The organism is Stenotrophomonas sp. 85239_Sma (assembly GCF_056481725.1).
Window position 1 is genome coordinate 3601804 of record NZ_CM151163.1, and the last position, 26029, is coordinate 3627832.

21 protein-coding genes are annotated in these 26029 nt (G+C 66.2%); 11 read left to right on the forward strand and 10 right to left on the reverse strand.

Going from position 1 to position 26029, the window contains the following annotated elements:
* Positions 1-94 precede the first annotated feature (94 nt).
* The 4 genes from ACYKG1_RS16790 to otsA all read left to right on the forward strand — a co-directional run bounded on the left by ACYKG1_RS16790 (position 95) and on the right by otsA (position 6708).
* The gene (locus ACYKG1_RS16790) at positions 95-2530 is read left to right on the forward strand and encodes a TonB-dependent receptor plug domain-containing protein (protein ID WP_478470948.1); all 2436 of its coding nucleotides are present in this window, start codon (positions 95-97) and stop codon (positions 2528-2530) included.
* A 236-nt stretch (positions 2531-2766) separates the two neighbouring features.
* The gene (gene otsB, locus ACYKG1_RS16795) at positions 2767-3525 is read left to right on the forward strand and encodes a trehalose-phosphatase (protein ID WP_032128814.1); all 759 of its coding nucleotides are present in this window, start codon (positions 2767-2769) and stop codon (positions 3523-3525) included.
* A gap of 40 nt (positions 3526-3565) precedes the next feature.
* Positions 3566-5347 (forward strand): glycoside hydrolase family 15 protein, encoded by a 1782-nt coding sequence (locus ACYKG1_RS16800; RefSeq protein ID WP_478472760.1) that lies wholly within the window; start codon positions 3566-3568, stop codon positions 5345-5347.
* A complete protein-coding gene (gene otsA / locus ACYKG1_RS16805) occupies positions 5344-6708 on the forward strand; it encodes an alpha,alpha-trehalose-phosphate synthase (UDP-forming) (protein ID WP_262082909.1) in 1365 nt (454 codons plus the stop codon). Before ACYKG1_RS16800 ends, otsA begins: the two co-directional genes overlap by 4 nt.
* 70 nt (positions 6709-6778) lie before the next feature.
* On the opposite strand, the gene ACYKG1_RS16810 is transcribed toward otsA, so the two are convergent.
* Genes ACYKG1_RS16810 through rluD form a run of 4 tightly spaced genes read right to left on the reverse strand, consistent with a single transcriptional unit; the run spans position 6779 to position 9477 of the window.
* Positions 6779-7216, reverse strand: a complete 438-nt coding sequence (locus ACYKG1_RS16810) for a thiol-disulfide oxidoreductase DCC family protein (RefSeq protein ID WP_262082910.1) — start codon at positions 7214-7216, stop codon at positions 6779-6781.
* Complete coding sequence (locus tag ACYKG1_RS16815; protein ID WP_100473714.1) at positions 7191-7697, reverse strand: DUF4166 domain-containing protein; 507 nt, start codon at positions 7695-7697, stop codon at positions 7191-7193. The genes ACYKG1_RS16810 and ACYKG1_RS16815 overlap by 26 nt, the downstream gene beginning before the upstream one ends.
* 20 nt (positions 7698-7717) lie before the next feature.
* Positions 7718-8488, reverse strand: coding sequence for a peptidoglycan editing factor PgeF (gene pgeF / locus ACYKG1_RS16820; RefSeq protein ID WP_478470949.1), 771 nt, complete (start codon positions 8486-8488; stop codon positions 7718-7720).
* Positions 8488-9477: a 23S rRNA pseudouridine(1911/1915/1917) synthase RluD gene (gene rluD, locus ACYKG1_RS16825; RefSeq protein ID WP_478470950.1), complete on the reverse strand. Its 990-nt coding sequence runs from the start codon at positions 9475-9477 to the stop codon at positions 8488-8490. The genes pgeF and rluD overlap by 1 nt, the downstream gene beginning before the upstream one ends.
* A 113-nt stretch (positions 9478-9590) precedes the next feature.
* Between rluD and ACYKG1_RS16830 the strand changes: the two genes are divergently transcribed.
* Positions 9591-10478, forward strand: a complete 888-nt coding sequence (locus ACYKG1_RS16830; protein WP_100473717.1) for an outer membrane protein assembly factor BamD — start codon at positions 9591-9593, stop codon at positions 10476-10478.
* Between the two features lie 189 nt (positions 10479-10667).
* Entirely contained in the window at positions 10668-11870 is a 1203-nt protein-coding gene (locus ACYKG1_RS16835) for an alpha/beta hydrolase (RefSeq protein ID WP_478470951.1), read from the forward strand.
* A gap of 114 nt (positions 11871-11984) precedes the next feature.
* Here the strand turns inward: ACYKG1_RS16835 and ACYKG1_RS16840 are convergent, their stop codons facing one another.
* From ACYKG1_RS16840 to sucC, 3 genes are all read right to left on the reverse strand, one after another.
* The gene (locus tag ACYKG1_RS16840) at positions 11985-13619 is read right to left on the reverse strand and encodes an NAD+ synthase (RefSeq protein WP_262227593.1); all 1635 of its coding nucleotides are present in this window, start codon (positions 13617-13619) and stop codon (positions 11985-11987) included.
* Positions 13620-13823: 204 nt separating this feature from the next.
* Positions 13824-14699: a succinate--CoA ligase subunit alpha gene (gene sucD / locus ACYKG1_RS16845; RefSeq protein ID WP_005410793.1), complete on the reverse strand. Its 876-nt coding sequence runs from the start codon at positions 14697-14699 to the stop codon at positions 13824-13826.
* A gap of 20 nt (positions 14700-14719) precedes the next feature.
* Positions 14720-15889 (reverse strand): ADP-forming succinate--CoA ligase subunit beta, encoded by a 1170-nt coding sequence (gene sucC / locus ACYKG1_RS16850; protein WP_004154430.1) that lies wholly within the window; start codon positions 15887-15889, stop codon positions 14720-14722.
* 405 nt (positions 15890-16294) lie between these two features.
* Between sucC and ACYKG1_RS16855 the strand changes: the two genes are divergently transcribed.
* Positions 16295-17908 (forward strand): sensor histidine kinase, encoded by a 1614-nt coding sequence (locus tag ACYKG1_RS16855; protein WP_262082914.1) that lies wholly within the window; start codon positions 16295-16297, stop codon positions 17906-17908.
* A 60-nt stretch (positions 17909-17968) separates the two neighbouring features.
* Positions 17969-19342: a sigma-54-dependent transcriptional regulator gene (locus tag ACYKG1_RS16860; protein ID WP_478470952.1), complete on the forward strand. Its 1374-nt coding sequence runs from the start codon at positions 17969-17971 to the stop codon at positions 19340-19342.
* A gap of 82 nt (positions 19343-19424) precedes the next feature.
* Here the strand turns inward: ACYKG1_RS16860 and pilB are convergent, their stop codons facing one another.
* From pilB to ACYKG1_RS16875, 3 genes are all read right to left on the reverse strand, one after another.
* Positions 19425-21155 carry a type IV-A pilus assembly ATPase PilB gene (gene pilB, locus ACYKG1_RS16865; protein WP_478470953.1) on the reverse strand — a complete coding sequence of 577 codons (1731 nt, stop codon included), beginning with the start codon at positions 21153-21155 and terminating at the stop codon, positions 19425-19427.
* 224 nt (positions 21156-21379) lie between these two features.
* Complete coding sequence (locus ACYKG1_RS16870; protein ID WP_478470954.1) at positions 21380-21787, reverse strand: pilin; 408 nt, start codon at positions 21785-21787, stop codon at positions 21380-21382.
* A gap of 116 nt (positions 21788-21903) precedes the next feature.
* Positions 21904-22320 (reverse strand): pilin, encoded by a 417-nt coding sequence (locus tag ACYKG1_RS16875; protein ID WP_478470955.1) that lies wholly within the window; start codon positions 22318-22320, stop codon positions 21904-21906.
* Between the two features lie 356 nt (positions 22321-22676).
* Between ACYKG1_RS16875 and ACYKG1_RS16880 the strand changes: the two genes are divergently transcribed.
* From ACYKG1_RS16880 to coaE, 3 genes are read left to right on the forward strand one after another with little or no spacing between them, the layout of a single operon-like run.
* Positions 22677-23936: a type II secretion system F family protein gene (locus tag ACYKG1_RS16880; RefSeq protein ID WP_478470956.1), complete on the forward strand. Its 1260-nt coding sequence runs from the start codon at positions 22677-22679 to the stop codon at positions 23934-23936.
* Positions 23937-23943: 7 nt separating this feature from the next.
* Positions 23944-24807, forward strand: coding sequence for a prepilin peptidase (locus ACYKG1_RS16885; protein ID WP_005418626.1), 864 nt, complete (start codon positions 23944-23946; stop codon positions 24805-24807).
* Between the two features lie 11 nt (positions 24808-24818).
* Positions 24819-25430, forward strand: coding sequence for a dephospho-CoA kinase (gene coaE, locus ACYKG1_RS16890; protein WP_478470957.1), 612 nt, complete (start codon positions 24819-24821; stop codon positions 25428-25430).
* Positions 25431-26029 lie beyond the last annotated feature (599 nt).

The following is a 26029-nucleotide window of genomic DNA, read 5'->3' on the forward strand; positions in this document are numbered from 1 at the left end:
GTCATCACGCGAAGATAATATATCGCTTCATCCGGATGGATGTAAGTGAAACCATCTCCCCCCTTCCCCGCCGTCGTTGTTGCTGGAGCCCCCCATGTCCGCCCGCCTGCCCGCGTCGCCGCTCGGCCTCGCCATCGCCCTCGCGCTTTCCTCCGCCGCCGTCCCGGCCCTGGCCCAGGACGCCACCAACCTGGACACCGTGATCGTCACCGGCACCCGTGCCGCCGACCGCACCGTGCTGGAATCCACCTCGCCGGTGGATGTGCTCACCGCCGAGGACATCCGCAAGGCCGGCGTGGTCAATGGTGAACTGGGCAGTGCGCTGCAGGCGTTGCTGCCGTCGTTCAACTTCCCGCGTCAGTCCAACTCCGGCGGCGCCGACCATGTGCGCGCGGCGCAGCTGCGCGGCCTGTCGCCGGACCAGGTACTGGTGCTGGTCAATGGCAAGCGCCGCCACCACACCGCGCTGGTCAACACCGACAGCAAGATCGGCAAGGGCACCACCCCGGTCGACTTCAACTCGATCCCGGTCAGCGCCATCAAGCGCATCGAAGTGCTGCGCGACGGCGCCGGCGCGCTGTACGGATCGGATGCCGTGGCCGGCGTGATCAACGTGATCCTCGACAACGGTGGCGACGGCGGCGAGATCGAGGCCAGCTACGGTGCCAACCACACCGACCTCAAGCCGATCGGCCGCACCCTCACCGACGGCCAGACCGGCAACATCAGCGCCAAGGTCGGCACCTCGCTGGGCGAAGACGGCGGATTCCTGCGCGTCGGCCTGGAGTACAAGCACCGCAACGGCACCAACCGCGCTGGCTTCGACCAGATTCCGCCATGGGACCAGACGCCGGACAACCTGGCGCTGCAGGGCAAGCGCAACTATGTGCTGGGCGATGGCAAGAGCAAGGACATCAACCTGTGGCTGAACACCGAGATTCCGGTGGGCCAGACGTCGACGTTCTACGCGTTCGGCACCTTCAACCAGCGTGACACCGAAGGCGCGAACTACTTCCGCTATCCCGATGGCGATGCCAACTGGAAGCAGGTCTATCCGAACGGTTACCGACCGATCTCCGAAGGCGAGAACCGCGACGTGCAGGCCGTGGCCGGCGTACGCGGCCAGTGGGGCGAGTGGAGCTACGACGGCAGCCTGGATTACGGCCAGAACGACTTCACCTACCGCCTGCGCGATTCGCTCAACGCGTCGTTGGGCCCGACCAGCCCGACCCGCTTCAAGACCGCTGACTACGAATACGCACAGACCGTGGGCAACCTCGATCTGAGTCGTGTGTTCACCCAGAGCGACAGCATCAGCCACACCGTGGGCCTGGGCGTGGAAGCGCGCCACGAGCGCTACCAGACCCGCCCCGGTGACCCGGCCAGCTATGCCGCCGGCCCCTACACCGATCGCCCGACCGGCTCGCAGGCCGGTGGCGGCCTGACCCCGCAGGATGCGGCGCGCCTGTCGCGCGGCGTGGCCAGTGCCTACGCCAGCCTGTCCAGCCAGTTCGGCGAGAAGTTCTCCACCGATCTGGCCGCACGCTACGAGCACAACGACGACTTCGGCGGTGAACTGACCGGCAAGCTCGGCCTGCGCTATGAATTCACCCCGGCGTTCGCGTTGCGCGGTGCCATCTCCAACAACTTCCGTGCGCCGTCGCTGGCGCAGATCGGCTACGAGTCCACCTCCACCGGCTACAACGCTGGCGGCCAGCTGGTGCAGGGCCGCCTGCTGTCGGTCAACAATCCAATCGCGCGTGGCCTGGGTGCGCAGAACCTGAAGCCGGAAAAATCGATCAATACCTCGCTGGGCTTCACCAGCCGCATCGGCGAGCATTTCGACCTGTCGCTGGACTTCTTCCAGATCGACATCGACGACCGCATCGCGCTGTCGGAGAGCATCACCGGCGATGCACTGACCGACTACGTGGCCGCCAACTACGGCGTCAGCGGCCTGCAGAGCGCCAGCTTCTTCGTCAATGCCGCCGACACCCGCACCCGCGGCGCCGAGCTGGTGAGCAACTGGCGCCAGTCGCTGGGTGACGGCCAGCTGCTGCTGACCGGCACCTACGCGTACACGAAGACCACGCTGAAGAACGTGCTGGCCACGCCCGCACAGCTGCGCGCACTGAACCCGGACTATGTGCTGTTCGGCATCGAAGAGACCAACACCCTTACCGATGCCACGCCACGCACGCGCGGCAGTGTCTCGGCGGCGTGGAGCAACGACCACTGGTCGCTGAGCAGCCGCGTGAACCGCTATGGCAGTGCCACCCGCGTGTTCAATTTCGGGGACGGCTACATCCCGCGCCAGACCTACCAGGCCGAATGGCAGCTGGATGCGGAAGTGGAATACCGCATCACCCCGCAGTGGAGCGTAGCCATCGGCGGGCAGAACCTGACCGACAACTACCCGGATCGATCCAACAGCGATATCCACTACTTCGGCAACCTGCCGTACGACGTGCTGTCGCCGATCGGCAGCAATGGCGCGTATTACTACGGCCGCGTCCGCTATACGTTCTGATCGCATCGGACCAATGACTCCTGGTGGGTGCGGACCGTTGGTCCGCACTGCCTCGTAGTGGCGGCCGCAGGCCGGCAACATCATGGTTCAGTACAAGCTTCCCCTTCGTGCCGACCAACGGTCGGCACCCACCGGAGGTGATCGCTCTGGGTGGGTGCGGGCCGTTGGTCCGCACTACCAGATCCGTAGCCTGCCCTAGACCCCACGTACACGCCCACGCTGGCATGCTGGGCGTCATGGCTGAACCGCTCCCCCTGCGTCCGCCACCACCATTGCTGGACGACGCCTGCGCGTTGTTTCTCGATGTTGATGGCACCCTTATCGAATTCGCTGCACGCCCGGATGCCGTGCAGTTGCTGCCGGATGTGCGTGAAGCCATCGGCCGCATCAGCGACCGCCTGGAAGGTGCCGTGGCACTGGTCAGTGGTCGCCCACTTGAACAGCTGGATCAACTGTTCGCGCCTTTGAAGCTGCCCGCCGCCGGCCTGCATGGCCACGAACTGCGTGGCGAAGACGGTCGCGTCCTGCGCGACGAACACGACGACGACACCGCTGAGTGGCTGCACGCACTGCACCAGCAGGCGATGCGCTTTGCCCATGGGCATCCCGGCGTGCTGGTGGAAGACAAGGGCGTCGGCCTGGCACTGCACTGGCGCGGCGCGCCGCATGCCGCCAGCGATGTCCGTGCCTTCGCCGATCGCCACGTGCGTGGCCGTGCCAGCTACCGCCTGCAACCGGGCGACCACGTCGTTGAGTTCGTCCCCGTCGGCACCGATAAGGGCCGCGCCGTGCGGCGGATGATGCAGTACCTGCCGTTCCGCGGCCGCCTGCCGGTGTTCCTCGGCGATGACCTGACCGATGAGTTCGGCTTCGATGCCGCCAACGGCCAGCACGGCTGGAGCGTGCTGGTGGGCGAACGTGAACCCAGCAAGGCGGTGTTCGCGCTGCCCGACATACGCAGCGTGCACGCCTGGCTGCGTGAGAATGCGTATTGACCCGGCCAATCCCACGGCCGCAACCGAGATGTACCGCGTGATGACCCAACCCGATCTTGATCTGGGCGTGGTCGGCAACGGCAGCTTCGGCGCCCTGGTCGACAAACGTGCCCGCGTTGTCTGGAGCTGCCTGCCCACCTTCGACGGCGACCCCACCTTCTGTGCCCTGCTCGGCCCCAACCAGCAGACCGGTGGCGACTTCGCCATCGAGCTGGAGGACTTCGCCAGCAGCGAGCAGGAATACCTGACCAACACGGCGATCCTGCGCACCGTCCTGCGCGACGCGCACGGTGGCGAACTGGAAATCCTCGACTTCGCCCCTCGCTGGCGGCAGAACGACCGCTTCTACCGCCCGGTCAGCCTGATCCGCCAGGTGCGCCCGCTGGCCGGCAGCCCACGCATCACCGTGCACGCACGGCCGCTGGCCGACTGGGGCGCGCGCGTGCCCGAATCCACCTGGGGCAGCAACCATGTGCGCTGGATCCTGCCCGAGCACGTGCTGCGGCTGACCACCGACGTGCCGGTACGCTTCGTGCGCGACGGCCTGCCATTCGTACTCAACCATCCCATCCACCTGATCCTCGGCGTGGATGAATCGCTCAACCGCTCAATCAGCGGCTACGTGCAGGAGTCATTCCAGCGCACCCGTGACTACTGGCGTGAATGGGTGCGTTACCTGTCCATTCCGCTGGAATGGCAGGACGCGGTGATCCGCAGTGCGATCACGTTGAAGCTGTGCCAGTACGAGGACAGCGGCGCGATCATCGCGGCGATGACCACCTCCATTCCCGAAGCGCCCGGCAGCGTGCGCAACTGGGATTACCGCTACTGCTGGCTGCGCGATGCGGCGTTCGTGGTGCGTGCGCTGAACCGCCTCGGCGCGACGCGCACGATGGAACAGTTCCTCGGCTACATCTTCAACCTGGCCACCACCGACGGCACGCTGCAGCCACTGTATGGCATCGGCTTCGAGGCCAAGCTGGACGAAGACGAAGTCCCCAGCCTGTCCGGCTATCGCGGCATGGGCCCGGTGCGACGCGGCAACCTTGCCTGGGTGCAGCGCCAGCACGATGTCTACGGCAGCGTAGTGCTGGCCTCCACCCAGCTGTTCTTCGACCGGCGCCTGCAGGACCCGGGTGATACGCACACCTTTGCCCGCCTGGAGCCCCTCGGCGAGCAGGCCTTCGCCCTGCACGACGTACCCGATGCCGGCCTGTGGGAGTTCCGTGGCCGCACCGAAGTGCACACCTACACCAGCGCGATGTGCTGGGCCGCCTGCGACCGCTTGTGCAAGATCGCTGTGCGCCTGAAGCGCGATGACCGCGCCCATTACTGGCGCGAGCGCGCCGACACCATCCACGCGCGCATCATGGCCGAGTCCTGGAGTGAAGAACGGGGCCACTTCACGGATACCTTCGGCGGCCATCGGCTGGATGCTTCGCTGCTGCTGCTGGCCGACATCGGCTTCATCGACGCGCTGGACGCGCGCTTCATCGCCACCGTCGAAGCCATCGGCCGCGACCTCAAGCATGGCAACTCGCTATACCGTTATGTCGCACCAGATGACTTCGGTGAGCCTGAAACCAGTTTCACCATCTGCACCTTCTGGTACATCGATGCGCTGGCGGCCATCGGGCGCCTGGATGAAGCGCGCGAGATGTTCGAGCTGCTGTTGAAGCAGCGCAACCACCTGGGCCTGCTGTCGGAGGATCTGGCCTTCGACAGCGGCGAGGCCTGGGGCAACTTCCCGCAGACCTATTCGCACGTCGGCCTGATCACCGCCGCGATGCGCCTGTCGCGGTCCTGGCAGGAGGCATCGTGAGCCGACTTGTAGTGGTTTCAAACCGCGTGGCCTTGCCGGGCGAGAATCGCGCCGGCGGCCTGGCAGTGGGCCTGCTGGCTGCGTTGAAGGAACGCGGCGGCATGTGGTTCGGCTGGAGCGGCAAAAGCGTGCGCGACGGCAGTGGCACGCTGCACACGCAGAAGGACGGCGACATCGAGTTCGTCACCCTGGACCTGAGCAAGCGCGAGGTCGATGGCTACTACAATGGCTTCGCCAATCGCACATTGTGGCCGCTGCTGCACTTCCGCCTGGATCTGGTCGACTACGATCGTGGCACCCGCGAGACCTACCACAAGGTCAATGCGCTGTTTGCCGACAAACTCGCGCCGCTGCTGCGCGAAGATGACATCGTCTGGATCCACGACTACCACCTGATCCCGCTTGGCGCGCTGCTGCGCGAGCGTGGCATCGGCTGCCGCATCGGCTTCTTCCTGCACATCCCGATGCCCTCGGCCGACCTGCTGCAGGCGATGCCGGACCACCTGCGCCTGTTCTCCGCCCTGTATGCCTACGATCTGGTCGGTTTCCAGACCCAGCGCGATGCTGATCGCTTCCAGACCTACCTGCGCCTGTTCGGCGGCGGCCGCGTGCTCGACAACGGCGAACTGGAAGCACCGGGCGGGCGCCGTTTCCGCGCCGCCGCGTTCCCGATCGGCATCGACACCGAGCTGATCGCACGCCAGGCCGGCACCGCCGCCACCAAGGCTGCGGTAAAGAACCTGCGCGCCAGCCTGCGTGATCGCCAGCTGGCGATCGGTGTCGATCGCCTGGATTATTCCAAGGGCCTGCCCGAACGCTTCCTCGGCTTCGAACGGTATCTTGAGCGCCATCCCGACCAGCGCGGCTCGCTGACCTACCTGCAGATCGCCCCGGTCTCGCGCGGTGACGTCACCGAGTACCGGCAGCTGCGCAGCCAGCTGGAGCAGATCGCCGGCCACATCAACGGTGGCCACGCCGAGCCTGACTGGACACCACTGCGCTACGTCAACCAGAACTTCACCCATGCCACCCTCACTGGTTTCTACCGTGCGGCGGCCGTCGGCCTGGTCACGCCGCTGCGCGATGGCATGAACCTGGTGGCCAAGGAATACGTGGCCTCGCAGGACCCGGAGGATCCCGGCGTGCTGGTGCTGTCGCTGCTGGCCGGTGCCGCCGACGAGATGAAGCAGGCGCTGCTGGTGAATCCGCACGACCTGGACGGCGTGGCCGACGCCATCGCCACCGCGGCAACCATGTCGCTGCACAGGCGCAAGGAACGCTGGCACGCGATGATGGAGCACCTGCGCACCTACGACATCAACCACTGGCGACGCAGCTACCTGGACGCGCTGGAAGGTTGAGGAAAAAAGGGGACGGAGGGGATCACGTCGTTTGTGCACAAACGACTTGGTCCCCTCCGTTCCCTTTTGTTCAATCCAGGAACCGCGCAGCCTGCTCGGGTGCAGGCAGATGGCAGGCATCATGCCGCCCGAACCAGCGATAGCGATTGCGCGCCAGCATCCGATACGCCGCATCGCGCCAGCGACGCGGCACCATCCGCAGCACGCCGCTCAGGCGCCAGGCGCCGCCCAGCCCCGCCAGTACGCGCAGGATGGCATCGGTATCGGTCCAGGCGCCCTGCGCGTCCAGCAGCAGGAACGACGCGGGATCCTGCGGGTCCAACCCGTGCGAACGCAGCAGCGCGCTGCCCCGCTCGCCCTGCATCGCCGCAAAGCGGTAGCGCCCCCTGCGGTCGAAACGCAGCAGGAAGCGCACCCAGCGGTTGCACAGTGCGCACACGCCATCAAACACGATCACCGCGCTGCCAGCCTCGGTGGTGCCGTCACTGTGGTTCGAGCCAGCCTTCATAGCGGATCAGGGCTCCGGCCCAGGGCAGCGTCACATCAACCAGGAAAGTGTAACGCTCGCCCTGCCAGGCTTCACGGCAGCGCACACCACCAAACCAGCGCCTCGGCAGCGGCAGCAGCCCGAACGCCCAGACCCGCCGCACCGACCAGTCGATGCCACCCTCGCGGGCCTGCAGGTCGAACTCGAAACGCACCGCGCCCAATTGCTCGCGCAGAAACCCTTCGTGCGCCCACAGCCGCGACACCATCGGCCAGCGGCCGAACCGCCGCGCCCACTGCTCGCCCTGCCCGCGTGCACTGAACGCCACTTCGGTGGGCAGCGCGTCGCCGTCCTTCGGCAACCGCGCCAACGCGGCCAGCAGCGGCACCAGCCAGTGCCGCCCCCTCACGATGCGCGCCTGCCCCACGTAGCGGCAGGGCAAGGGCGCGGCATGTAGCGCCTGCACCGGCGCCGCCAGGGTGGCGAAGGCCGGCCCCAGCACCCGCGCGAACAGCGGCGGGGTCAGGGCGCGATCCAGGCCAGGGTCGCCATGCGCCCGGTACGACGGTCGCGCCGGTGCGAATACAGGTCCGGGTCGGCCATGGTCGACACCGTGCCGCCATACACCTGCGCCGGGTCCATCCCCGCCGCCTGCAAGCGCTGCCGCGCCAGCGCGAACAGGTCCACCTTCCAGTGGCCTGCGCGGGTGGCCACGAACGCCGCCCCGGCGGCCGGATCATGGCCGACGAAGGCGTGGTAGACCTCCTCGCCGATCTCGTAGTCGGCCGGCCCGGCGGCCGGGCCCAGCCAGGCCCGCAGCTGCGCAGGCGGCGTCTGCATGGCGGCCACCGTGGCCTCCAGCATGCCGTCGGCCAGCCCACGCCAGCCGGCATGGGCCGCGCCCACCTCGCTGCCATCGGCCGCGGCGAACACCACCGGCAGGCAGTCGGCGGTCAGGATCGCCAGCACCACGCCCGGCACCGAAGTCACCGCGGCGTCGGCCACCGGTTCGCTGGCGCCGGCCACCGGTGGCGCGGTGAAACGCAGCACGGTGCTGCTGTGCACCTGGCGCAGCCAGTGCGGTGCCGAGGGCAGTGCCAGCCCCTGCTGCAGCAGCTGGCGGTTGTGTTCCACATTGGCCGGGGTATCGCCATCGGCCGCGTGCCGGTTGCCCAGGTTGAACTGCGCGAACGGCGCCGGCGAGATCCCCGCGCCATGCCGGCGCGTGGTCAACGCATGGACGCCTGCGGGCGCCGGCCAGTCGGCCTGCAGCAACGGCAGCGCGGTCGCCATCACCAGCGGTCCCGCTCGCGGGCGGCGAAGGCTTCGCTGTCTTCGCGCAGCACCTTCATCAGGTGCAGCATGTCCTCCGGCACCGGCGCGGTGTTGCGCACCGGCTCACCGGTGATCGGGTGCATGAACTCCAGGGTCTCGGCGTGCAGGGCCTGGCGCTTGAAGCCGCGCAGCGCGGCCACCAGCTCGTCGCTGGCGCCCCTGGGCAGCTTCAGTGCACCGCCGTACAGCGGGTCGCCGATGATCGGGTGGCGCACGTGCGCCATGTGCACGCGGATCTGGTGGGTACGGCCGGTTTCCAGGCGGCACTCCAGCGCGGTGTGCGCTCGGAAGCGCTCGCGCAGGCGGTAATGGGTCACCGCTTCCTTGCCGTCTTCGCGCACCGCCATCTTCAGGCGGTCGCGCGGGTGGCGGTCGATCGGGGCATCGGCGGTACCGCCAGCCACCAGCGCGCCCATCACGATGGCCAGGTACTGGCGGTGCACGTCACGGGCCGCCAGCTGCTCGACCAGTGCGGTCTGCGCTTCCAGGGTCCTGGCCACCACCATCACGCCGCTGGTGTCCTTGTCCAGGCGATGCACGATGCCCGCGCGCGGCAGCACCGCCACCGACGGATCGCGGAACAGCAGGGCGTTGACCAGGGTGCCGCTGTGGTTGCCGGCACCGGGGTGGACCACCAGGCCCACCGGCTTGTTGATCACCAGCACGTGCTCGTCCTCGAACAGCACGTCCAGCGGGATATCCTCCGGCTGGGCGTCGGTCTGGGTTTCCAGCACCACAGTGAGGGTCACCACCTCGCCACCGCGCAGCGGATCGCGCGGGCGCACCTGGGCGCCATCCAGCAGGACGTCACCGGCCTTGATCCACTCGGTCAGGCGCGAACGCGAGTATTCGGGGAACAGTTCGGCCACGACGGCGTCGAAACGACGCCCGGCAGCGGTGTCGGGGACGATGGCCTGGCGGGCCGATTCAGAGGGTTGTTCAGACATGGCAGGGGGCATTCTTTGAAATTTTGGGGTCCCGGCGGCCGGTTTCAGTCGCTGGACAGGACACTAGGCTATCATCGACCCTTCGTATTCCAGCCGCGTCCCGCCTCGACCCCATGATCCGACGCTCCGCCATGCTCTCCGCGCCCGTCCGCCTCACCGCCCTGCTGCTGGTGCTGGTCATCGCCGCAACCGGCTGCCATCGCGGCGCCAAGAAGGGTGATCGCCCCGATGAAGGGGCGCCGGTCGAACAGCTGTACGAGAAAAGCCACAAGCTGATGCAGGGCGGCAACTGGAGCGGCGCCGAAGCCAGCTTCCGCCGCCTGGTGGCCCAGTACCCCTATGGCCCGTACACCGAGCAGGCGATGATCGAAACCGCCTACGCCCAGTACAAGGCCGGCAAGCACGATGACGCGGTGTCCAGCATCGACCGCTTCATCCGTACCTACCCGACGCACCGCAACATCGCCTACCTGTACTACCTGCGCGGCCTGGCCAACTCGAATCGCAGTACGGTTTTCCTGCGTCGCGTATGGTCGTTGGACGCCAGCCGCCGCGACCTGTCCACGCCGCACCAGGCGTACTCGGACTTCAACATCGTGGTTGATCGTTACCCGAACAGCCGCTACGCCGCCGATGCGCGCCAGCGCATGCTGGAGCTGCGTGACGTGTTCGCCCAGCACGAGCTGGACAACGCCCTGTACTACATGCGCCGCGGCGCCTGGGTCTCGGCCGTGGGCCGCGCCAACTACCTGCTGGAAACCTACCCGCAGAGCGCCTTCCAGTACGACGCCGTGGCCGTGCTGGCCGATTCCTACACCCACCTTGGCAACAAGACCCTGGCCGACGACGCCCGTCGCGTCCTGCAGCTGAACCAGCCCGACCACCCGTGGCTGGAAGGCAAGTGGCCGAAGTACCCGTGGATGATCCGCAAGCTGAACCCGTTCGCCGGCGAGAAGTCCGCCAGCACCGGCCAGCGCAACGCGCGACTGGAAAAGAAGTAAGAGAGGGCCCCGAAAGGGGCCTTTTCTTTGTCGGTAGATCCACGCCATGCGTGGATGGTTCGTGCGCCAATGGACCACGACGCTAGGAATGCTACGAATCCCCGGCGGATGCGACGCCGGTCGCAACCCGCCCGGGCGAGGCGCTCCACACTGCGGCGCAACGGCCATCCCGGCCGTCAAGGAGCGCCCATGTCCCCACTGCCCCTTCCTTTCCGGCCTCTCTCGTGTGTCATCGCCATCGCCCTGCTGGCGCTGTCGCCGGGCCCCCTGACAGCTGCACCGGTCGCACCGGGCGACCTGCTGTCTGCTGCCCCCTATCGCGCGTCATGGGTGCCGTCAAAGGCCGCGCAGGCCTACAAGCTGCACTATCGCACCCCGGACCATCGCGGCCAGCTGGCCGAAGGCACTGGCCTGCTGTACCTGCCCGCTGGCGCGGCGCCTGCAGGCGGTTGGCCGGTGGTGTCCTGGGCACATGGCACCCAGGGCATTGCGGATCGCTGTGCGCCCTCGGTGTCCGGCCCGTACCAGCCCGAACGCGACGGGCGCTTCCTCGATCAGTTCCTGGCACAGGGCTATGCCGTCGTCGCCGCCGACTACCAGGGGCTCGGAAGTCCAGGCGGCCATGCCTACCTGCATGTACGCACCGCCGCGCGCAATGCCATCGATCTGGTCAAGGCCAGCCGCCATTACGTGGGCAACGCAACGCTGTCGCCGCGCTGGGTCTCGGTCGGCCATTCGCAGGGGGGTGCCGCCGCACTCACCGCAGGCCACATCGCCCCCACCTATGGCGGTTCTTCCCTGCACTACCGCGGCAGCTTCACCACCGGTACGCCCACCGCGGTCGAGCTGACCGCTCTGGTGATGAAGCCCGACAACCGCACCGCCAACCCTGGCGCACTCAACGCGTATCACGCGTACCTGCTCGACGGCCTGCTGCAGGTCGCGCCGCAGATCGACCGTGTCCTCAGCGATGAAGGCCGCGCCCGCGTGGCAGTGGCACGCGGGCAGTGCCTGGGCGAGCTGGCCGCAACGCTGGATGGCGCGGATACCGGCAGCATGTTCATTGCACCGCTGACCAGCGTGCCGGGCATCCGGGCGGTGCTGCATGACTATCTCGGCGTACCGCGCCGCGGCTTCAGCCAACCGCTGATGCTGGGCCATGGCAGCGAGGACCGCGATGTGCCCTATCTGACCACTCTGCTGTATGCCGCAGGCCTGGCCCTGCGTGGCGAGCCGGTCGCGTTCCGTCGCTATCCGGTCGACCACCGCGGCACGCTGGATGCGGCGGCAGCTGATGGGCTGGCGTTCGTGCGTGCACGACTGCAGGACGGCCACTTCGACGAAGCCGCCGAAACCACCGGCCTCGAACAACTGCTCGACGACGTCCGGTAGATCCACGCCATGCGTGGATGATCTTCGACCACCGTGCGGACCAAGGTCCGCACCCACCGGAGAGGGGCCAACGGGTTGCCGGCCAGCGGCCGGCACTACCTGCCAACCGCTGCCTCAGCCCTTGTAGCCGTTGCTGATCGGGTAGCGACGCTCGCGGCCGAAGGCGCGGCGCGAGACCTTCGGTCCCGGCGCGGCCTGGTGCCGCTTCCACTCGCTGATGCGCACCAGGCGCAGCACGCGGTCGACCACGGCCGCGTCGTAGCCGGCGGCCAGGATCTCCGTGCGCGACTGCTCCTGGTCGATGTAGCGATAGAGGATGCCGTCCAGCACGTCATAGGCCGGCAACGAATCCTGGTCCAGCTGGTTCTCGCGCAGTTCGGCCGACGGCGGGCGACTGATCACCGCCGGCGGGATCACCGGCGCGCCGCCCACGGTGTTGCGCCACTTGGACAGGCCGAACACCTCGGTCTTGTACAGGTCCTTCAGCGGTGCATAGCCACCACACATGTCGCCATAGATCGTGGCGTAGCCAACCGCATACTCACTCTTGTTGCCGGTGGTCAGCAGCAGGCCGCCGAACTTGTTGGCCAGCGCCATCAGGATCACGCCACGGCTGCGCGACTGCAGGTTCTCTTCCGTCACGTCCGGCGTGGTGCCTTCGAACATCGGCGCCAGCGCTTCCATCAGGCCCTTGAACGCCGGCTCGATCGACACCGCCTCCAGCTTCACGCCCAGCGCCTGGCACTGCTCGGCCGCCAGGTCGTTGGACAGGCCCGCGGTGTAGCGCGACGGCAGGCGCACGGCGGTCACGTTCTCCGCGCCCATCGCGTCCACCGCCATGGCCAGCACGATGGCCGAGTCGATGCCGCCGGACAGGCCCAGCCACACTTTCCTGAAGCCGTTCTTGCGGCAATAGTCCTGGATGCCACGGGTCACCGCGCGCCAGGCCAGCGCGTCCATGCTCTCGTCGCCGTCGTCCATCCACACGTGCGGCATGAAGCGACGGGTTTCACCGTCGTACTCCACCACCAGCCACTGGTCGACGAAGGCCGCAGCGGCCGGGTGCACCGTGCCGTCACCGTCGGCCACCACCGAGGCGCCGTCGAACACCAGCGCATCCTGGCCACCGACCACGTTGAGATAAGCGATCGCTGCCCCGCTTTCGCGGGTGCGCGCGGCCAGCACGGCATCACGCTGGGCGTGCTTGCCACGCTCGTAGGGCGAAGCATTCGGCACCACCACCAGCTGCGCGCCGGCGCGCATGGTGTCGGCCAGCGGCTCGGCAAACCACAGGTCCTCGCAGATCAGCAGGCCGACCGGAATGCCATTGACCTCGAACACGCAGCTGCCGCCGTCCGGATCGACGTCGAAGTAGCGGCGCTCGTCGAACACGGCGTAGTTGGGCAGTTCGCGCTTGCGGTAGGTCTGCTCGACCAGGCCATCGCGCAGCACGCTGGCGGCGTTGTAGACCACCGCGCCTGCGGCCTGCGGCCAGCCGACCACGGCAGTGATGCCACGGCAGGCGGCAGCGATGCGGGCCATCGCCTGCTCGCACTCGTACAGGAAGCCCGGGCGCAACAACAGGTCTTCCGGCGGGTAGCCACTCACCGCCAGCTCGGGGAACATCACCAACTCGGCGCCGTACTCGTCGCGCGCCTGGCCGATCATCTCGATGATGCGCTCGGTGTTGCCGGCGACATCGCCGACCGGGAAGTCGAACTGCGCCATCGCGATGCGGATCGAAGCCATGGGAATCCAGCCTGTGGTTGCAATGTGCCCATTGTAGCGCCGCGCAGTGCGCGCGCCGGATGCCTGGGGTCAGATCCCTTTTGCTGCGCGAAAGGGATCTGACCCCGCACCAGACGCAGAAAGGCCGCCCGGAGGCGGCCCTTCTGTTTCAAGCAGCCGGCCAGCGGCCGGCTCTACAGCATCGTCTGCCGGAGGCAGTCGACCTTATTTCACCAGCTTGGCGATGGCAGCGCCCAGGTCGCCCGGCGAGCGGACGGTGACGACGCCAGCAGCTTCCATCGCGGCGAACTTGCCTTCCGCGGTGCCCTTGCCGCCCGAAGCAATCGCACCGGCGTGGCCCATGCGCTTGCCGGCCGGAGCCGACGCACCGGCGATGAAACCGACGACCGGCTTCTTCACGTGGTTCTTGATGTACTCGGCGCCGGCTTCTTCGGCGTCACCGCCGATTTCGCCAACCATGATGATGCCTTCGGTCTGCGGGTCTTCGTTGAACAGCTTCAGGCAGTCGACGAAGTTCAGGCCGTTGATCGGGTCACCACCGATGCCGATGCAGGTGGACTGGCCCAGGCCGACTTCGGTGGTCTGCTTGACCGCTTCATAGGTCAGGGTGCCCGAACGCGACACGATGCCGATCTTGCCCGGCTGGTGGATGTGGCCCGGCATGATGCCGATCTTGCACTCACCCGGGGTGATGACGCCCGGGCAGTTCGGCCCGATAAGCACGGTGTCCGGATGCGAACGGGTCAGCACGTTCTTGACGCGCAGCATGTCCAGCACCGGGATGCCTTCGGTGATGCAGACGATGACCTTGATGCCGGCAGCAGCGGCTTCCAGGATCGCGTCGGCCGCGTACGGCGGCGGCACGTAGATGACCGAAGCGTTGGCGCCGGTGCTCTGCACGGCGTCGGCAACGGTGTTGAAGACCGGCAGGTCGATGTGGGTGGTGCCACCCTTGCCCGGGGTCACGCCGCCAACAACCTGGGTGCCGTACTCGATCATCTGAGTGGCGTGGAAGGTGCCCTGCTGGCCGGTGAAGCCCTGCACGATCACCTTGGTGTTCTTGTTAATCAAAACAGACATGGGAATTCCTTGGTGTCGAATCAGGCAGCGTTCTTGACAGCTTCAACGATCTTCTTGGCGCCATCGTTGATGTTGTCAGCCGGGATGATGGCCATGCCGCTGTCGCGCAGCAGCTGCTTGCCTTCTTCCACGTTGGTGCCTTCCAGGCGCACCACGACCGGAACCTTGACGCCCACTTCCTTCACGGCGGCGATGATGCCTTCGGCAATCATGTCGCAGCGGACGATGCCGCCGAAGATGTTGACGAAGATGCCTTCAACCTTGTCCGAGGACAGGATCAGCTTGAACGCTTCGATGACGCGCTGCTTGTTGGCACCGCCGCCCACGTCCAGGAAGTTCGCCGGCTCGCCGCCGTTGAGCTTGATGACGTCCATGGTGGCCATGGCCAGGCCGGCGCCGTTCACCATGCAGCCGATGTTGCCGTCCATGGTGACGTAGTTGATGTCCAGCTCCGAAGCGATCACTTCGGTCGGATCTTCCTGGGTCTTGTCGCGCATGGCGACCAGGGCCTTCTGGCGGAACGCGGCGTTGTCGTCGCTGTCGAACTTGCCGTCCAGCGCGTACAGGTTGCCGTCGTCCAGGATGGCCAGCGGGTTGATTTCAACCAGGGCCAGGTCCTTTTCGTTGAACAGGCGGTACAGGTTCACCATGATGCTGGCGAACTGGCCGGCCTGCTTGGCGGTCAGGCCCAGCTTGAAGCCGAAATCACGGCCGTGGTAACCCTGCACGCCTTCGACGAAGTCGACGTTCAGCGAGTGGATCAGCTCCGGGGTTTCAGCAGCGACCTGCTCGATTTCCACGCCGCCTTCCGAAGAGGCGATGTAGGTGATGGTCTTGGTGCCACGGTCGACCAGCACCGACAGGTACAGTTCCTTGACGATCTCGCCGGCGGTGGTCACCAGCACCAGGTTGACCGGCAGTTCAACGCCAGCGGTCTGGTAGGTGGCCATCTTGGTGCCGAGCATCTTGGCCGCAGCGGCCTTCACGTCGTCGGTGGTCTTGCAGAACTTGACGCCGCCAGCCTTGCCGCGGCCGCCAGCGTGGATCTGCGCCTTGACCATCCAGGGGCCCTGGCCCAGGGAGTTGGCAGCGGCAACCGCTTCGTCCGGGGTCGCAGCGACCTTGCCGGCCGGGACCGGGATGCCGTACTCGGCAAGCAGTTGTTTTGACTGGTATTCGTGGAAATTCATGCGTCACCGTGGGAATAGGAACGACCGCACGCAATTCCTCAGGGCCCCGGCGGGGCGCCGGCATGGACCGCGGCGGGCCCACTATTGTGGCCGAGCCAGCGCCGGGGCGCAAAGAAGTCTGTACAAAACGCCAGACCCGGCCAGATTTCCGCCGCCATTCAGGCAGTTGCGCCCGGGGGCCCACTGGCCAGCGGTATCCATCCCGGGCCAAATGCGCGATCCAGGCCACTCCGGCGGCGCCGTGCCGGGGGCCCTATACTGGTCAACCAGGGTGTGTAGCGTCGAGCCAGCTCGACGGCTTCCACCGCAGGCTACATAGAAGCGTCGTACCCGCCCGGCTTCAGGGGACGCCGGGCAGGCCCGCCGCAGATTCCAGACCCAGGCAGCCAGAAGGGGAGTTCCGGCGTGTCACCCAGTGCTTCATTGATCGACCGCATCGAATCAATTCCGCGGCGTGAGCTGTATTTCTTCGCGCTGTACCGGGTGCTGATCGCCTCGGTCATCGCCGCCCTGCTCTACAGCCCGCTGTCGGCCATGGTCGGCGAAGCCCACCACCCGCGGCTGGCCGACACCGTCGCCGCCATCTACCTGGTGCTGTCGCTGCTGGCCCTGGTGATCGGCCGCAACGAACGCTGGCTGCGCCCGATCGTGGTCAGCGGCGTGCTGGTGGACATCATCGCAGCCACCCTGCTGTCGCATGCCCTGCCCGGTGCCAGCGCCGGCATCTCGATGTCGCTGCTGTTCAACATCGCCGCCGCCGCCACCCTGCTGCCGCTCAGCCTGGGGCTGGGCCTGGCGCTGGCCGCCAGCCTCGCCACCGGCGTGGAATACACCTGGAAGCTGCTGGAAGGCGGCGATCCCACCCGCACCCTGGCCGAACTGGCGATGTTCGCCACCAGCTACCTGGCGCTGGCCTTCATCAGTTACCAGGTCGGCAGCCGTGCGCGCCGCAACCAGCAGCTGGCCAACCAGCGCGGCGACGAAGTGGCCAACCTGTTCCAGATCAACGAGCTGATCATCCGCCGCATGCGCACGGGCGTGCTGGTGGTCGACGCCGACAACCGCGTCACCCTGGCCAACGAAGCCGCCTCGATGCTGCTCGGCGACAGCGATGGCAGCGGCGAAAGCGGCCGCCTGGACCTGGCCAGCGCCGCCCCGGAACTTGCCCGTCGCCTGCAGCGCTGGCGCAATGGCTGGGCGCAGGACGAACTGCCGCTGCAGCTCAACCCCGACCAGCCCGAAGTGCAGCCGCGTTTTGCGCGCCTGCTGGCCGGCAGCGAGCTGGCCCTGGTGTTCCTGGACGACTCCAGCGTGGTCTCGCGCCGCGCCGAATCGCTCACGCTGTCGGCGATGGGGCGCTTCTCGGCCAGCCTCGCCCACGAGATCCGCAATCCGCTGGCCGCGATCAACTACGCGGTGCAGCTGCTGGAAGAAGGCACCGGCTTCAACGAAAGCGACCGCCGCCTGCTGCAGATCATCCGCCAGCAGTGCCAGCGCACCAACGGCATCGTCGAAAGCGTGCTGGGCCTGGCCCGGCGCGAGCGCGCCACGCCCGAGAACGTCGACCTGGCCGCCTTCGTGCGCCGCTTCGTGCTGGAGTACAAGCAGGGGCAGACGTTGGAAACCGACAGCATCGAGCCGATCATCAACGACACCTCGGTGCTTGCCCAGGTCGACACCAAGCACCTCTACCAGGTGCTGACCGTGCTGGTGCACAACGCCCTCAAGTACGGCCGCATCGGCCAGCAACCGGCACGGGTGCGCCTGCGCGTGGCGCAGCACGAGCGCAGTGCGGTCATCGACGTGATGGATCGCGGCCCCGGTATTCCCGAGAGCGTGGCCGCGCAGTTGTTCCGGCCGTTCTTCACCACCTCCGAGCATGGCACCGGCCTGGGCCTGTACATCGCCCGCGAGCTGTGCCGGGCCAACCAGGCACGGCTGGACTACATCCCGGTTCCGGCCGGTGGCTCCTGCTTCCGCCTGGTGCTGCCCGGCCCGCATACGCTGTTGCCCTCCTGATCCCGATTTCGTGCGCCAATCATTTGTCGCTTCCAGCCCCCTCGTTTATCTTTCACGCCCATGAACGAAACCCGCAGCGCCCTCGTCGTCGACGATGAACGCGACATCCGCGAACTGCTGGTCCTGACGCTCGGCCGCATGGGGCTGCGCATCAGTACCGCAGCCAACCTTGCCGAAGCGCGCGAACTGCTGGCCAGCAATCCGTACGACCTGTGCATCACCGACATGCGCCTGCCGGACGGCAATGGCATCGAGCTGGTCAGCGAGATCGCCCAGCACTACCCGCGCACGCCCGTAGCGATGATCACCGCCTTCGGCAGCATGGACCTGGCGGTGGAAGCGCTGAAGGCCGGCGCCTTCGACTTCGTCAGCAAGCCGGTGGACATCGCCGTGCTGCGCGGCCTGGTCAAGCATGCACTGGAGCTCAACAACACCGAACGCCCCGCGCCCGGCCCCGCCGCCGAACAGGGCGCGCGCCTGCTTGGCGACTCGCCGGCGATGGACGTGCTGCGCACCACCATCGGCAAGGTCGCGCGCAGCCAGGCGCCGGTCTACATCCTCGGCGAATCCGGCGTGGGCAAGGAGCTGGTCGCACGCACCATCCACGCCCAGGGCGCCCGCGCGGCCGGCCCGTTCGTGCCGGTCAACTGCGGCGCCATCCCCGGCGAGCTGATGGAGAGCGAGTTCTTCGGCCACCGCAAGGGCAGCTTCAGCGGCGCCCACGCCGACAAGCCCGGGCTGTTCCAGGCCGCGCATGGCGGCACCCTGTTCCTCGACGAGGTGGCCGAGCTTCCCCTGCAGATGCAGGTGAAGTTACTGCGCGCGATCCAGGAAAAATCGGTGCGCGCGGTCGGCGCCGCCAACGAAGAGCCGGTGGACGTGCGCATCCTCTCGGCCACCCACAAGGACCTGGCCGAGCTGGTCGAGGACGGGCGCTTCCGCCACGACCTCTACTACCGCATCAACGTGATCGAACTGAAGGTGCCGCCGCTGCGCGAGCGTCGCCAGGATTTGCCGGAACTGGCCGCGTCGGTGCTGGCACGGCTGGCCCGCAGCCACGGCCGCCCGACGCCGCTGCTGGCGCCGTCGGCACTGGACGCGCTGGCCCAGTACGCCTTCCCCGGCAACGTGCGCGAACTGGAGAACATCCTGGAGCGCGCGCTGGCCCTGGCCGAAGAAGACCGCATCGGCGCCGACGACCTGCGCCTGCCGCAGCACGCACCGCGCGCCCCAGGCAGCGCCGCTCCCGCCGAAGCCGTGGCGGACCTGCAGCCGGGCAGCGCCGCCCTGCCCTCGTACATCGAACAGCTCGAGCGCAGCGCCATCCAGCGCGCGCTGGAAGAGAACCGCTGGAACAAGACCCGCACCGCCGCGCAGCTGGGGATTACCTTCCGGGCGCTGCGCTACAAGCTGAAGAAGCTGGGGATGGAGTAAGGGCCGGGTCGGATCCCTTTCCGCAGGAAAGGGCTCTGACCCGATGCCGGCCGACGTCATCCACGCACGGCGTGGATCTACCTCAATCCTTGGTAACGCGGTTGATCTCGGCCAGGCTGGTGATGCCCGCAGCCGCCTTCTTCAACGCCGACTGGCGCAGATCGTTCACCCCGATCTGCTGTGCGGCCTCGGCAATCTGCAGCGCATTGCCACCGGCCAGCACGATCGTGGCGATCTCGTCGGTCATCGGCATCACCTGGTACAGACCGGTACGGCCCTTGTAGCCCTCGGTGCACTCATCGCAGCCGACTGCCTCGTACAGATCGATACCCGCATCCAGCTGCGCCTGGGTGAAGCCTTCGGCCAGCAGCGCGTGCTCGGGCAGGTTGGATGGGCGCTTGCAGTTGTTGCACAGCCGGCGCGCCAGGCGCTGGGCGATCACCAGGGTCACCGAGCTGGTGATGTTGTACGGCGCGATGCCCATGTTCATCAGGCGCGCGATGGTCTGCGGTGCATCGTTGGTATGCAGCGTGGACAGCACCATGTGGCCGGTCTGCGCCGCCTTGATCGCGATCTCGGCCGTCTCCAGGTCGCGGATTTCGCCGACCATGATGATGTCCGGATCCTGTCGCAGGAACGAGCGCAGTGCCGCGGCGAAGGTCATGCCGCGCTTGTTGTTCTGCTGCACCTGGTTGACGCCGGGCAGGCGGATTTCCACCGGGTCTTCGGCGGTGGAGATGTTGCGCGTCTCGTCGTTGAGGATGCCCAGCGCGGTGTACAGCGATACCGTCTTGCCCGAACCGGTCGGGCCGGTCACCAGCACCATGCCGTAGGGCTTGTGGATGGCTTCCAGGAACAGCTTCTGCTGGTCCGGCTCGTAACCCAGCTTGTCGATGCCCAGCTTGGCCGCGCTGCCGTCCAGGATACGCAGCACCACCTTCTCGCCGAACAGGGTCGGCAGCGTGCTCACGCGGAAGTCGATCTGCTTGCTCTTGGACAGGTTGAGCTTGATGCGTCCGTCCTGCGGCACGCGTTTCTCGGCGATATCCAGCTGCGCCATCACCTTCAGGCGCGCGGCGATGCGCTGGTTCAACTTCACCGGCGCACGCGCCACCATCTTCAGCAGGCCGTCGATGCGCAGGCGGACGCGGTAGTCGTCTTCATAGGGCTCGAAGTGGATGTCCGAGGCGCCCTTGCGGATCGCGTCCACCAGCACCTTGTTGACGAACTTCACCACCGGGGTGTCATCGCCCTTGGCATCGATGCCGGAGTCGCCACCGGCACCGAGATCCTCGTCTCCGGCCGCAACGTCCAGGTTGCCCATGCCATCGTCATCGCCCCCCAACGCGTCGCCCAGCGTGTCATGGCTGGCATGCCACTGCTCGAGCGTGCGGCGGATCTGGTCTTCATCCACCAGGATCGGTTCCACCACCAGGTTGGTGTGGAACTTGATCTCGTCCAGCGAATGGGTCGGGTTGCTGGTACCCACGAACAGCTTGCCGCCGCGTTTGAACAGCGGCAGCACGTTGTGCTTGCGCAGCAACTCCTCGCTGACCAGGCTCATCGCGTTCTGGCTGGCGTCGAACGTGGACACGTCGAACAGCGGCATGCCGAACTCGACCGCGTTGGCCGCCGCCAACTGGGCCGCCCCAACCACCTTGTTCTGCGCGAACCAGGTCGGCAGCGGCTGCCTGGCGGAGGCGGCCTTGGCCATGGCATCGCGGGCGGAAGCCTCGTCCAGCGCACCATCCTGGACCAAGCGACGGGCCAGGCCGGTGATGCCGACGAGATTGGCGGTGGTTACGGCGTTCATATGGATCCTTGGCTCATCATGGGTCAGGCAGTGCGGCGCGCCTTCCAGGGGCACCGCACAGGGCAGCAGAACCTGCCGCGACCCGATGGCCGACGACGACGCCAATCCTTCAGCATGACTGCCTCGCCCGGCACTCCCAGCCCGGCAGGCACGATCCTGACTCCCCCGGGGATGATAGCCCCGTCAACGGCCCGCCAACATCCCATTGGCAGGCCGAAGTGTGATCAACAGCCGGTTGGGCGATAGCGCGCTTCGAAGGCGCTGCCGTCGCAGGTCCAGGTGCCATCGGCTGCGCGGCGGAGGATGAGGTCCTTGCCTTGCACTGCTCCACCTCCAGTCACTTTGCATGTGATGCTCCCCACTCCTGCATCAGAAAGCTCGGCCTTTACCACAGAGCAACGTTCCGTCGTCTTCAATCCAATATATGTGGCCGTAACGTCTGCGGCGTTCTTGCTGTCCTGCGCGACCGACTCAAGCGTTGTCTTGCCAGGGCGAATGTCGGAAAGCGCAGCCGCCAATTGCGCGCGCGACACGTAGTTCATGTAGATCGGAATGGACACCGCGGCAAGAATCGCGATGATTGCGATGACAATCATCAGCTCAGTCAACGTAAAACCACTGTTCCTCTTCATGCCCCCCTCCCCAATGAGAGACTTCTTCACAAGATGCCTACCCCTGTGGCATTTCATCATCCGCTAAACAAAAGGCCCCGATGAACGGGGCCTTTTGCCGAATGCAGAGTTAAGTATTACTTCTTCTCGGTGCAACCGCCCGGGATGTACTTCGCATCCAGGGTGGTCGCGGTGCAAGCCCAGGTGCCATCAGCGGCACGAGCCAGAACCAGCGAGCCCTTGGCAACCTTGGAATTGCCCGACAGCTTGCAGGTGATCGAAGCGGTACCAGCAGTCGAGTCGCCGTCAACCGTAATCGCGCAGCGGTCCGAATTCTTCAGGCCCAGCTGCGCCGGAGTCTTGTCGAAGGTCTTGCCTTCATTCAGCAGCACTTCTGCCTGGGTCTTGCCGGGGGTGATTTCGGCGAGACCAGCGGTAGCCTGCGACTTGGCCACGTAGTCCTGGTACATCGGCAGAGCGATGGCGGCCAGGATGGCGATGATCGCAACGACGATCATCAGTTCGATAAGGGTGAAGCCCTTCTGGTTCTTCATTTTGGTACATCCCCAAGATAAGTGGTGGTTGATTTCAGAGCGCAGGATCGGTCTGGCCGGCGGCCAGCTGAGCGGGTCCTGCCCCCTGCGGGTGGATCAACGCAGGTTGCGTGCCAACCCCGGCACGCCTCCCCTTGGATTTCCCCGCGCCCATGATGGCAGCTATTTCACGGATGGGAACCCCCTGAATGCGAATCTGCGATGGACGCGGCAATGTGACGCAGTGCGTCACCTTTGGTCGGCACCCGGCACGAATTCGCATGATGGGCCCTCCAGCAACTGCCCAGACGGGCATGAACCCGCTACCATCGGCGGCTAGACGCCCGCCTGGGGATGGCGGGTCTTGGGGAGCCGATATGTCTGTCAGTCGCAGTGCGATCAAGAAGGAGCCCGTGGCGCGCAGCACCACGGAACTACAGCCGTTTGTCTGGGAGGGGACCGACAAGCGGGGCGTGAAGATGAAGGGTGAGCAGACCGCGAAGAACGCGAATCTGCTGAGAGCAGAGCTACGTCGTCAAGGCATCACCCCAGGCACAGTCAAACCGAAGCCCAAGCCGCTGTTCGGTGCTGCAGGCAGCAAGATCACGCCGAAGGAAATCGCCTTCTTTAGCCGGCAGATGGCCACCATGATGAAGTCGGGCGTACCCATTGTGGGATCGCTGGACATCATTGCGAACGGGCATAAGAACCCGCGCATGAAGAAGATGGTGGATGGCCTGCGTACCGATATTGAAGGCGGCTCGTCACTCTATGAGGCCATCAGCAAGTACCCGGTGCAGTTCGACGAGCTCTACCGCAACCTTGTACGGGCTGGTGAAGGCGCTGGCGTCCTGGAGACGGTGCTGGACACTGTCGCCAACTATAAAGAGAACATCGAAGCGCTGAAGGGCAAGATCAAGAAGGCGATGTTCTATCCCGCCATGGTGCTGGCGGTCGCCCTGCTGGTCAGTGGCATCCTGCTCGTCTGGGTGGTGCCGCAGTTTGAGGACGTGTTCAAGGGATTCGGCGCGGACCTTCCCGCCTTCACCCAGATGATCGTGAACATGTCGCGCTTCATGGTCTCGTGGTGGTGGCTGATCCTGCTGGTCGTCATTGGTTCGATCGTCGGCTTCATTGCCGCCTACAAACGGTCGCCGAAGATGCAGCACAGCATGGACAGGCTGGTCCTGAAGCTGCCAGTCATCGGGCAGATCATGCACAACAGCTCGATCGCCCGCTTTGCCCGTACCACCGCCGTGACCTTCAAGGCCGGCGTGCCGCTGGTTGAGGCCTTGGGCATCGTGGCAGGCGCCACCGGCAATACGGTTTACGAGCATGCCGTATTGCGCATGCGCGACGACGTGTCGGTCGGTTACCCGGTCAACATGGCCATGAAGCAGACTGCCCTGTTCCCGCACATGGTCATCCAGATGACCGGCATCGGTGAAGAGGCGGGTGCCCTGGACGCCATGCTGTTCAAGGTGGCCGAGTACTATGAGCAGGAGGTCAACAATGCCGTTGACGCCCTCAGCAGCCTGCTGGAACCGATCATCATGGTGATCATTGGTACCATCGTCGGCGGCATGGTCATCGGCATGTACCTGCCGATCTTCAAGCTCGCTTCCGTCGTCGGATAATCACTACATGGCATTTCTCGACCAGCATCCCGGCCTCGGCTACCCCGCCGCGGCCGCCCTGGGGCTGCTGCTGGGCAGTTTCCTCAACGTCGTCATCCTGCGCCTGCCCAAGCGGCTGGAGTGGCAGTGGAAGCGCGATGCGCGCGAGGTCCTGGAAGAACCGGACTTCTACGAGCCCCCACCACCGGGAATCGTGGTCGAGCCCTCGCACTGCCCGCACTGCAAGCACAAGCTGAGCTGGTACGAGAACATCCCGCTGTTCAGCTGGATCATCCAGGGCGGCAAGTGCCGCCACTGCAAGGCGCCGATCTCGCTGCAGTACCCACTGGTCGAGGCCCTGACCTCGGTGCTGGTGCTGGCCTGCGTCTGGCAGTTCGGCTTCGGCTGGCAGGGCTTCGGCGCCATCGTGCTGACCTGCTTCCTGATCGCCCTGTCCGGCATCGACCTGCGCACCCAGCTGCTACCCGACCAGTTGACCCTGCCACTGATGTGGCTGGGCCTGATAGGCAACATCGACAACCTGTACATGCCGGCCAAGCCTGCCTTGGTCGGCGCGGCCGTGGGCTACCTGTCGCTGTGGATGGTCTGGTGGCTGTTCAAGCAGCTGACCGGCAAGGAAGGCATGGGCCACGGCGATTTCAAGCTGCTGGCCGCCCTCGGCGCCTGGTGCGGGCTGAAGGGCATCCTGCCGATCATCCTGCTGTCGTCGGTGCTGGGCGCCATCATCGGCTCGATCTGGCTGTATACCCGGGGCCGTGACCGCGCCACGCCCATCCCGTTCGGCCCCTACCTGGCCATCGCGGGCTGGCTGTACTTCATGTGGGGCGCACCCGTGGTGGAGCAGTACCTGGTGTTGAGCGGACTGCGCTGAGGGGAATCCCCATGAGCCGGTATGTGGTTGGCCTGACCGGCGGCATTGCCGCCGGCAAGAGCGAGGTGACCCGGCGCTTCGAGGCGCTGGGCATCGTGGTGGCCGACGCCGATCTGGCCGCCCGCGCGGTGGTCGCCGCCGGCAGCCCCGCCCTGGGCCGCATCGCCGAGCGCTTCGGCGCCGACATGCTGCAGGCGGACGGCAGCCTCGACCGGTCGCGCCTGCGCGCCCACGTATTCGCCGATCCGGCCGAACGGGCGGCGCTGGAAGCGATCACTCACCCGGCCATCCGCCTGCTGATGCAACAGCAGTGCGAGCAGGCCGCCAGTCTCTATGCGATTGCCGCCATTCCGCTGCTGACCGAGGTCGGTGGGCGGCAGGCCTACCCGTGGTTGGACCGGGTATTGCTGGTGGATGCGCCCGAAGCCGTGCAGCACGCCCGGCTGATGCAGCGCGACGGCATCGACGCCGCGCTGGCTGACAAGATGATCGCCGCCCAGGCCAGCCGCGCGCAGCGGTTGGCACTGGCCGATGATGTGGTGGTCAACGATGGTCACCCGGAAGACCTGCAGGCGCAGGTGGAAGCGCTGCATGAGCGGTATCTGGGGTTGGCTGGGGATTGAGTCCTAGTGTTGCGCGGGAATGCATTCGCGCATGGCTTGGATCCACTGAGACATTGCCACCCCCTCATCTCGATCAACGTCGACGTTGCCTTTTCCGCCTACGCCTATCCGCCGATCCTTTTCCGTGCCAAACCACAACGGAAACAAAAATGAACATCACTCCCGCGACAGCCCAGGAAAAGCCCATCAGTTTGTTATAGGCCGACTGCCCGAACAGACGAATCAAGGCGCTGTACAGGCTGCAGTTCGCTCGGCAAGGCCCCGTTCCAATCAATGCATCGTCCATGACTGCAACGCCATAGACGACCATCAATAGACCCACAAGAAAGCCAAATATCCGTAGGAACACCACTTACCTGCGCCCCTTCCAATTGATTAACGTGTCGCGCACTACCTCAATGATATCGGCAGACTCGACCTCGGGCCTTGAGAGAAGTGGCGGATACGGATTTATACAGTAGGCGCTCGCACAAGAGCAGCCGCGCGCATGAACCTGCGCCACAAACGATGGCCAGCCCGAGGACCTGCAGGCGCAGGTGGAAGCGCTGCATGAGCGGCATCTGGGGTTGGCTGGGGGCTGAGCCCTAGCTACCGGCCAG

Excerpts from the sequence above, each read along its gene's own strand:
- ACYKG1_RS16885 (WP_005418626.1), top strand. The coding sequence starts at position 23,944 with ATGGCATTTCTCGACCAGCATCCCGGCCTCGGCTACCCCGCCGCGGCC.
- sucC (WP_004154430.1), bottom strand. The coding sequence starts at position 15,889 with ATGAATTTCCACGAATACCAGTCAAAACAACTGCTTGCCGAGTACGGC.
- ACYKG1_RS16800 (WP_478472760.1), top strand. The coding sequence starts at position 3,566 with ATGACCCAACCCGATCTTGATCTGGGCGTGGTCGGCAACGGCAGCTTC.
- sucD (WP_005410793.1), bottom strand. The coding sequence starts at position 14,699 with ATGTCTGTTTTGATTAACAAGAACACCAAGGTGATCGTGCAGGGCTTC.
- coaE (WP_478470957.1), top strand. The coding sequence starts at position 24,819 with ATGAGCCGGTATGTGGTTGGCCTGACCGGCGGCATTGCCGCCGGCAAG.
- ACYKG1_RS16840 (WP_262227593.1), bottom strand. The coding sequence starts at position 13,619 with ATGGCTTCGATCCGCATCGCGATGGCGCAGTTCGACTTCCCGGTCGGC.
- ACYKG1_RS16830 (WP_100473717.1), top strand. The coding sequence starts at position 9,591 with ATGATCCGACGCTCCGCCATGCTCTCCGCGCCCGTCCGCCTCACCGCC.
- ACYKG1_RS16835 (WP_478470951.1), top strand. The coding sequence starts at position 10,668 with ATGTCCCCACTGCCCCTTCCTTTCCGGCCTCTCTCGTGTGTCATCGCC.
- pilB (WP_478470953.1), bottom strand. The coding sequence starts at position 21,155 with ATGAACGCCGTAACCACCGCCAATCTCGTCGGCATCACCGGCCTGGCC.
- ACYKG1_RS16790 (WP_478470948.1), top strand. The coding sequence starts at position 95 with ATGTCCGCCCGCCTGCCCGCGTCGCCGCTCGGCCTCGCCATCGCCCTC.
- ACYKG1_RS16870 (WP_478470954.1), bottom strand. The coding sequence starts at position 21,787 with ATGAAGAGGAACAGTGGTTTTACGTTGACTGAGCTGATGATTGTCATC.
- ACYKG1_RS16880 (WP_478470956.1), top strand. The coding sequence starts at position 22,677 with ATGTCTGTCAGTCGCAGTGCGATCAAGAAGGAGCCCGTGGCGCGCAGC.
- ACYKG1_RS16875 (WP_478470955.1), bottom strand. The coding sequence starts at position 22,320 with ATGAAGAACCAGAAGGGCTTCACCCTTATCGAACTGATGATCGTCGTT.
- ACYKG1_RS16860 (WP_478470952.1), top strand. The coding sequence starts at position 17,969 with ATGAACGAAACCCGCAGCGCCCTCGTCGTCGACGATGAACGCGACATC.
- pgeF (WP_478470949.1), bottom strand. The coding sequence starts at position 8,488 with ATGGCGACCGCGCTGCCGTTGCTGCAGGCCGACTGGCCGGCGCCCGCA.
- ACYKG1_RS16810 (WP_262082910.1), bottom strand. The coding sequence starts at position 7,216 with ATGAAGGCTGGCTCGAACCACAGTGACGGCACCACCGAGGCTGGCAGC.
- otsB (WP_032128814.1), top strand. The coding sequence starts at position 2,767 with ATGGCTGAACCGCTCCCCCTGCGTCCGCCACCACCATTGCTGGACGAC.
- rluD (WP_478470950.1), bottom strand. The coding sequence starts at position 9,477 with ATGTCTGAACAACCCTCTGAATCGGCCCGCCAGGCCATCGTCCCCGAC.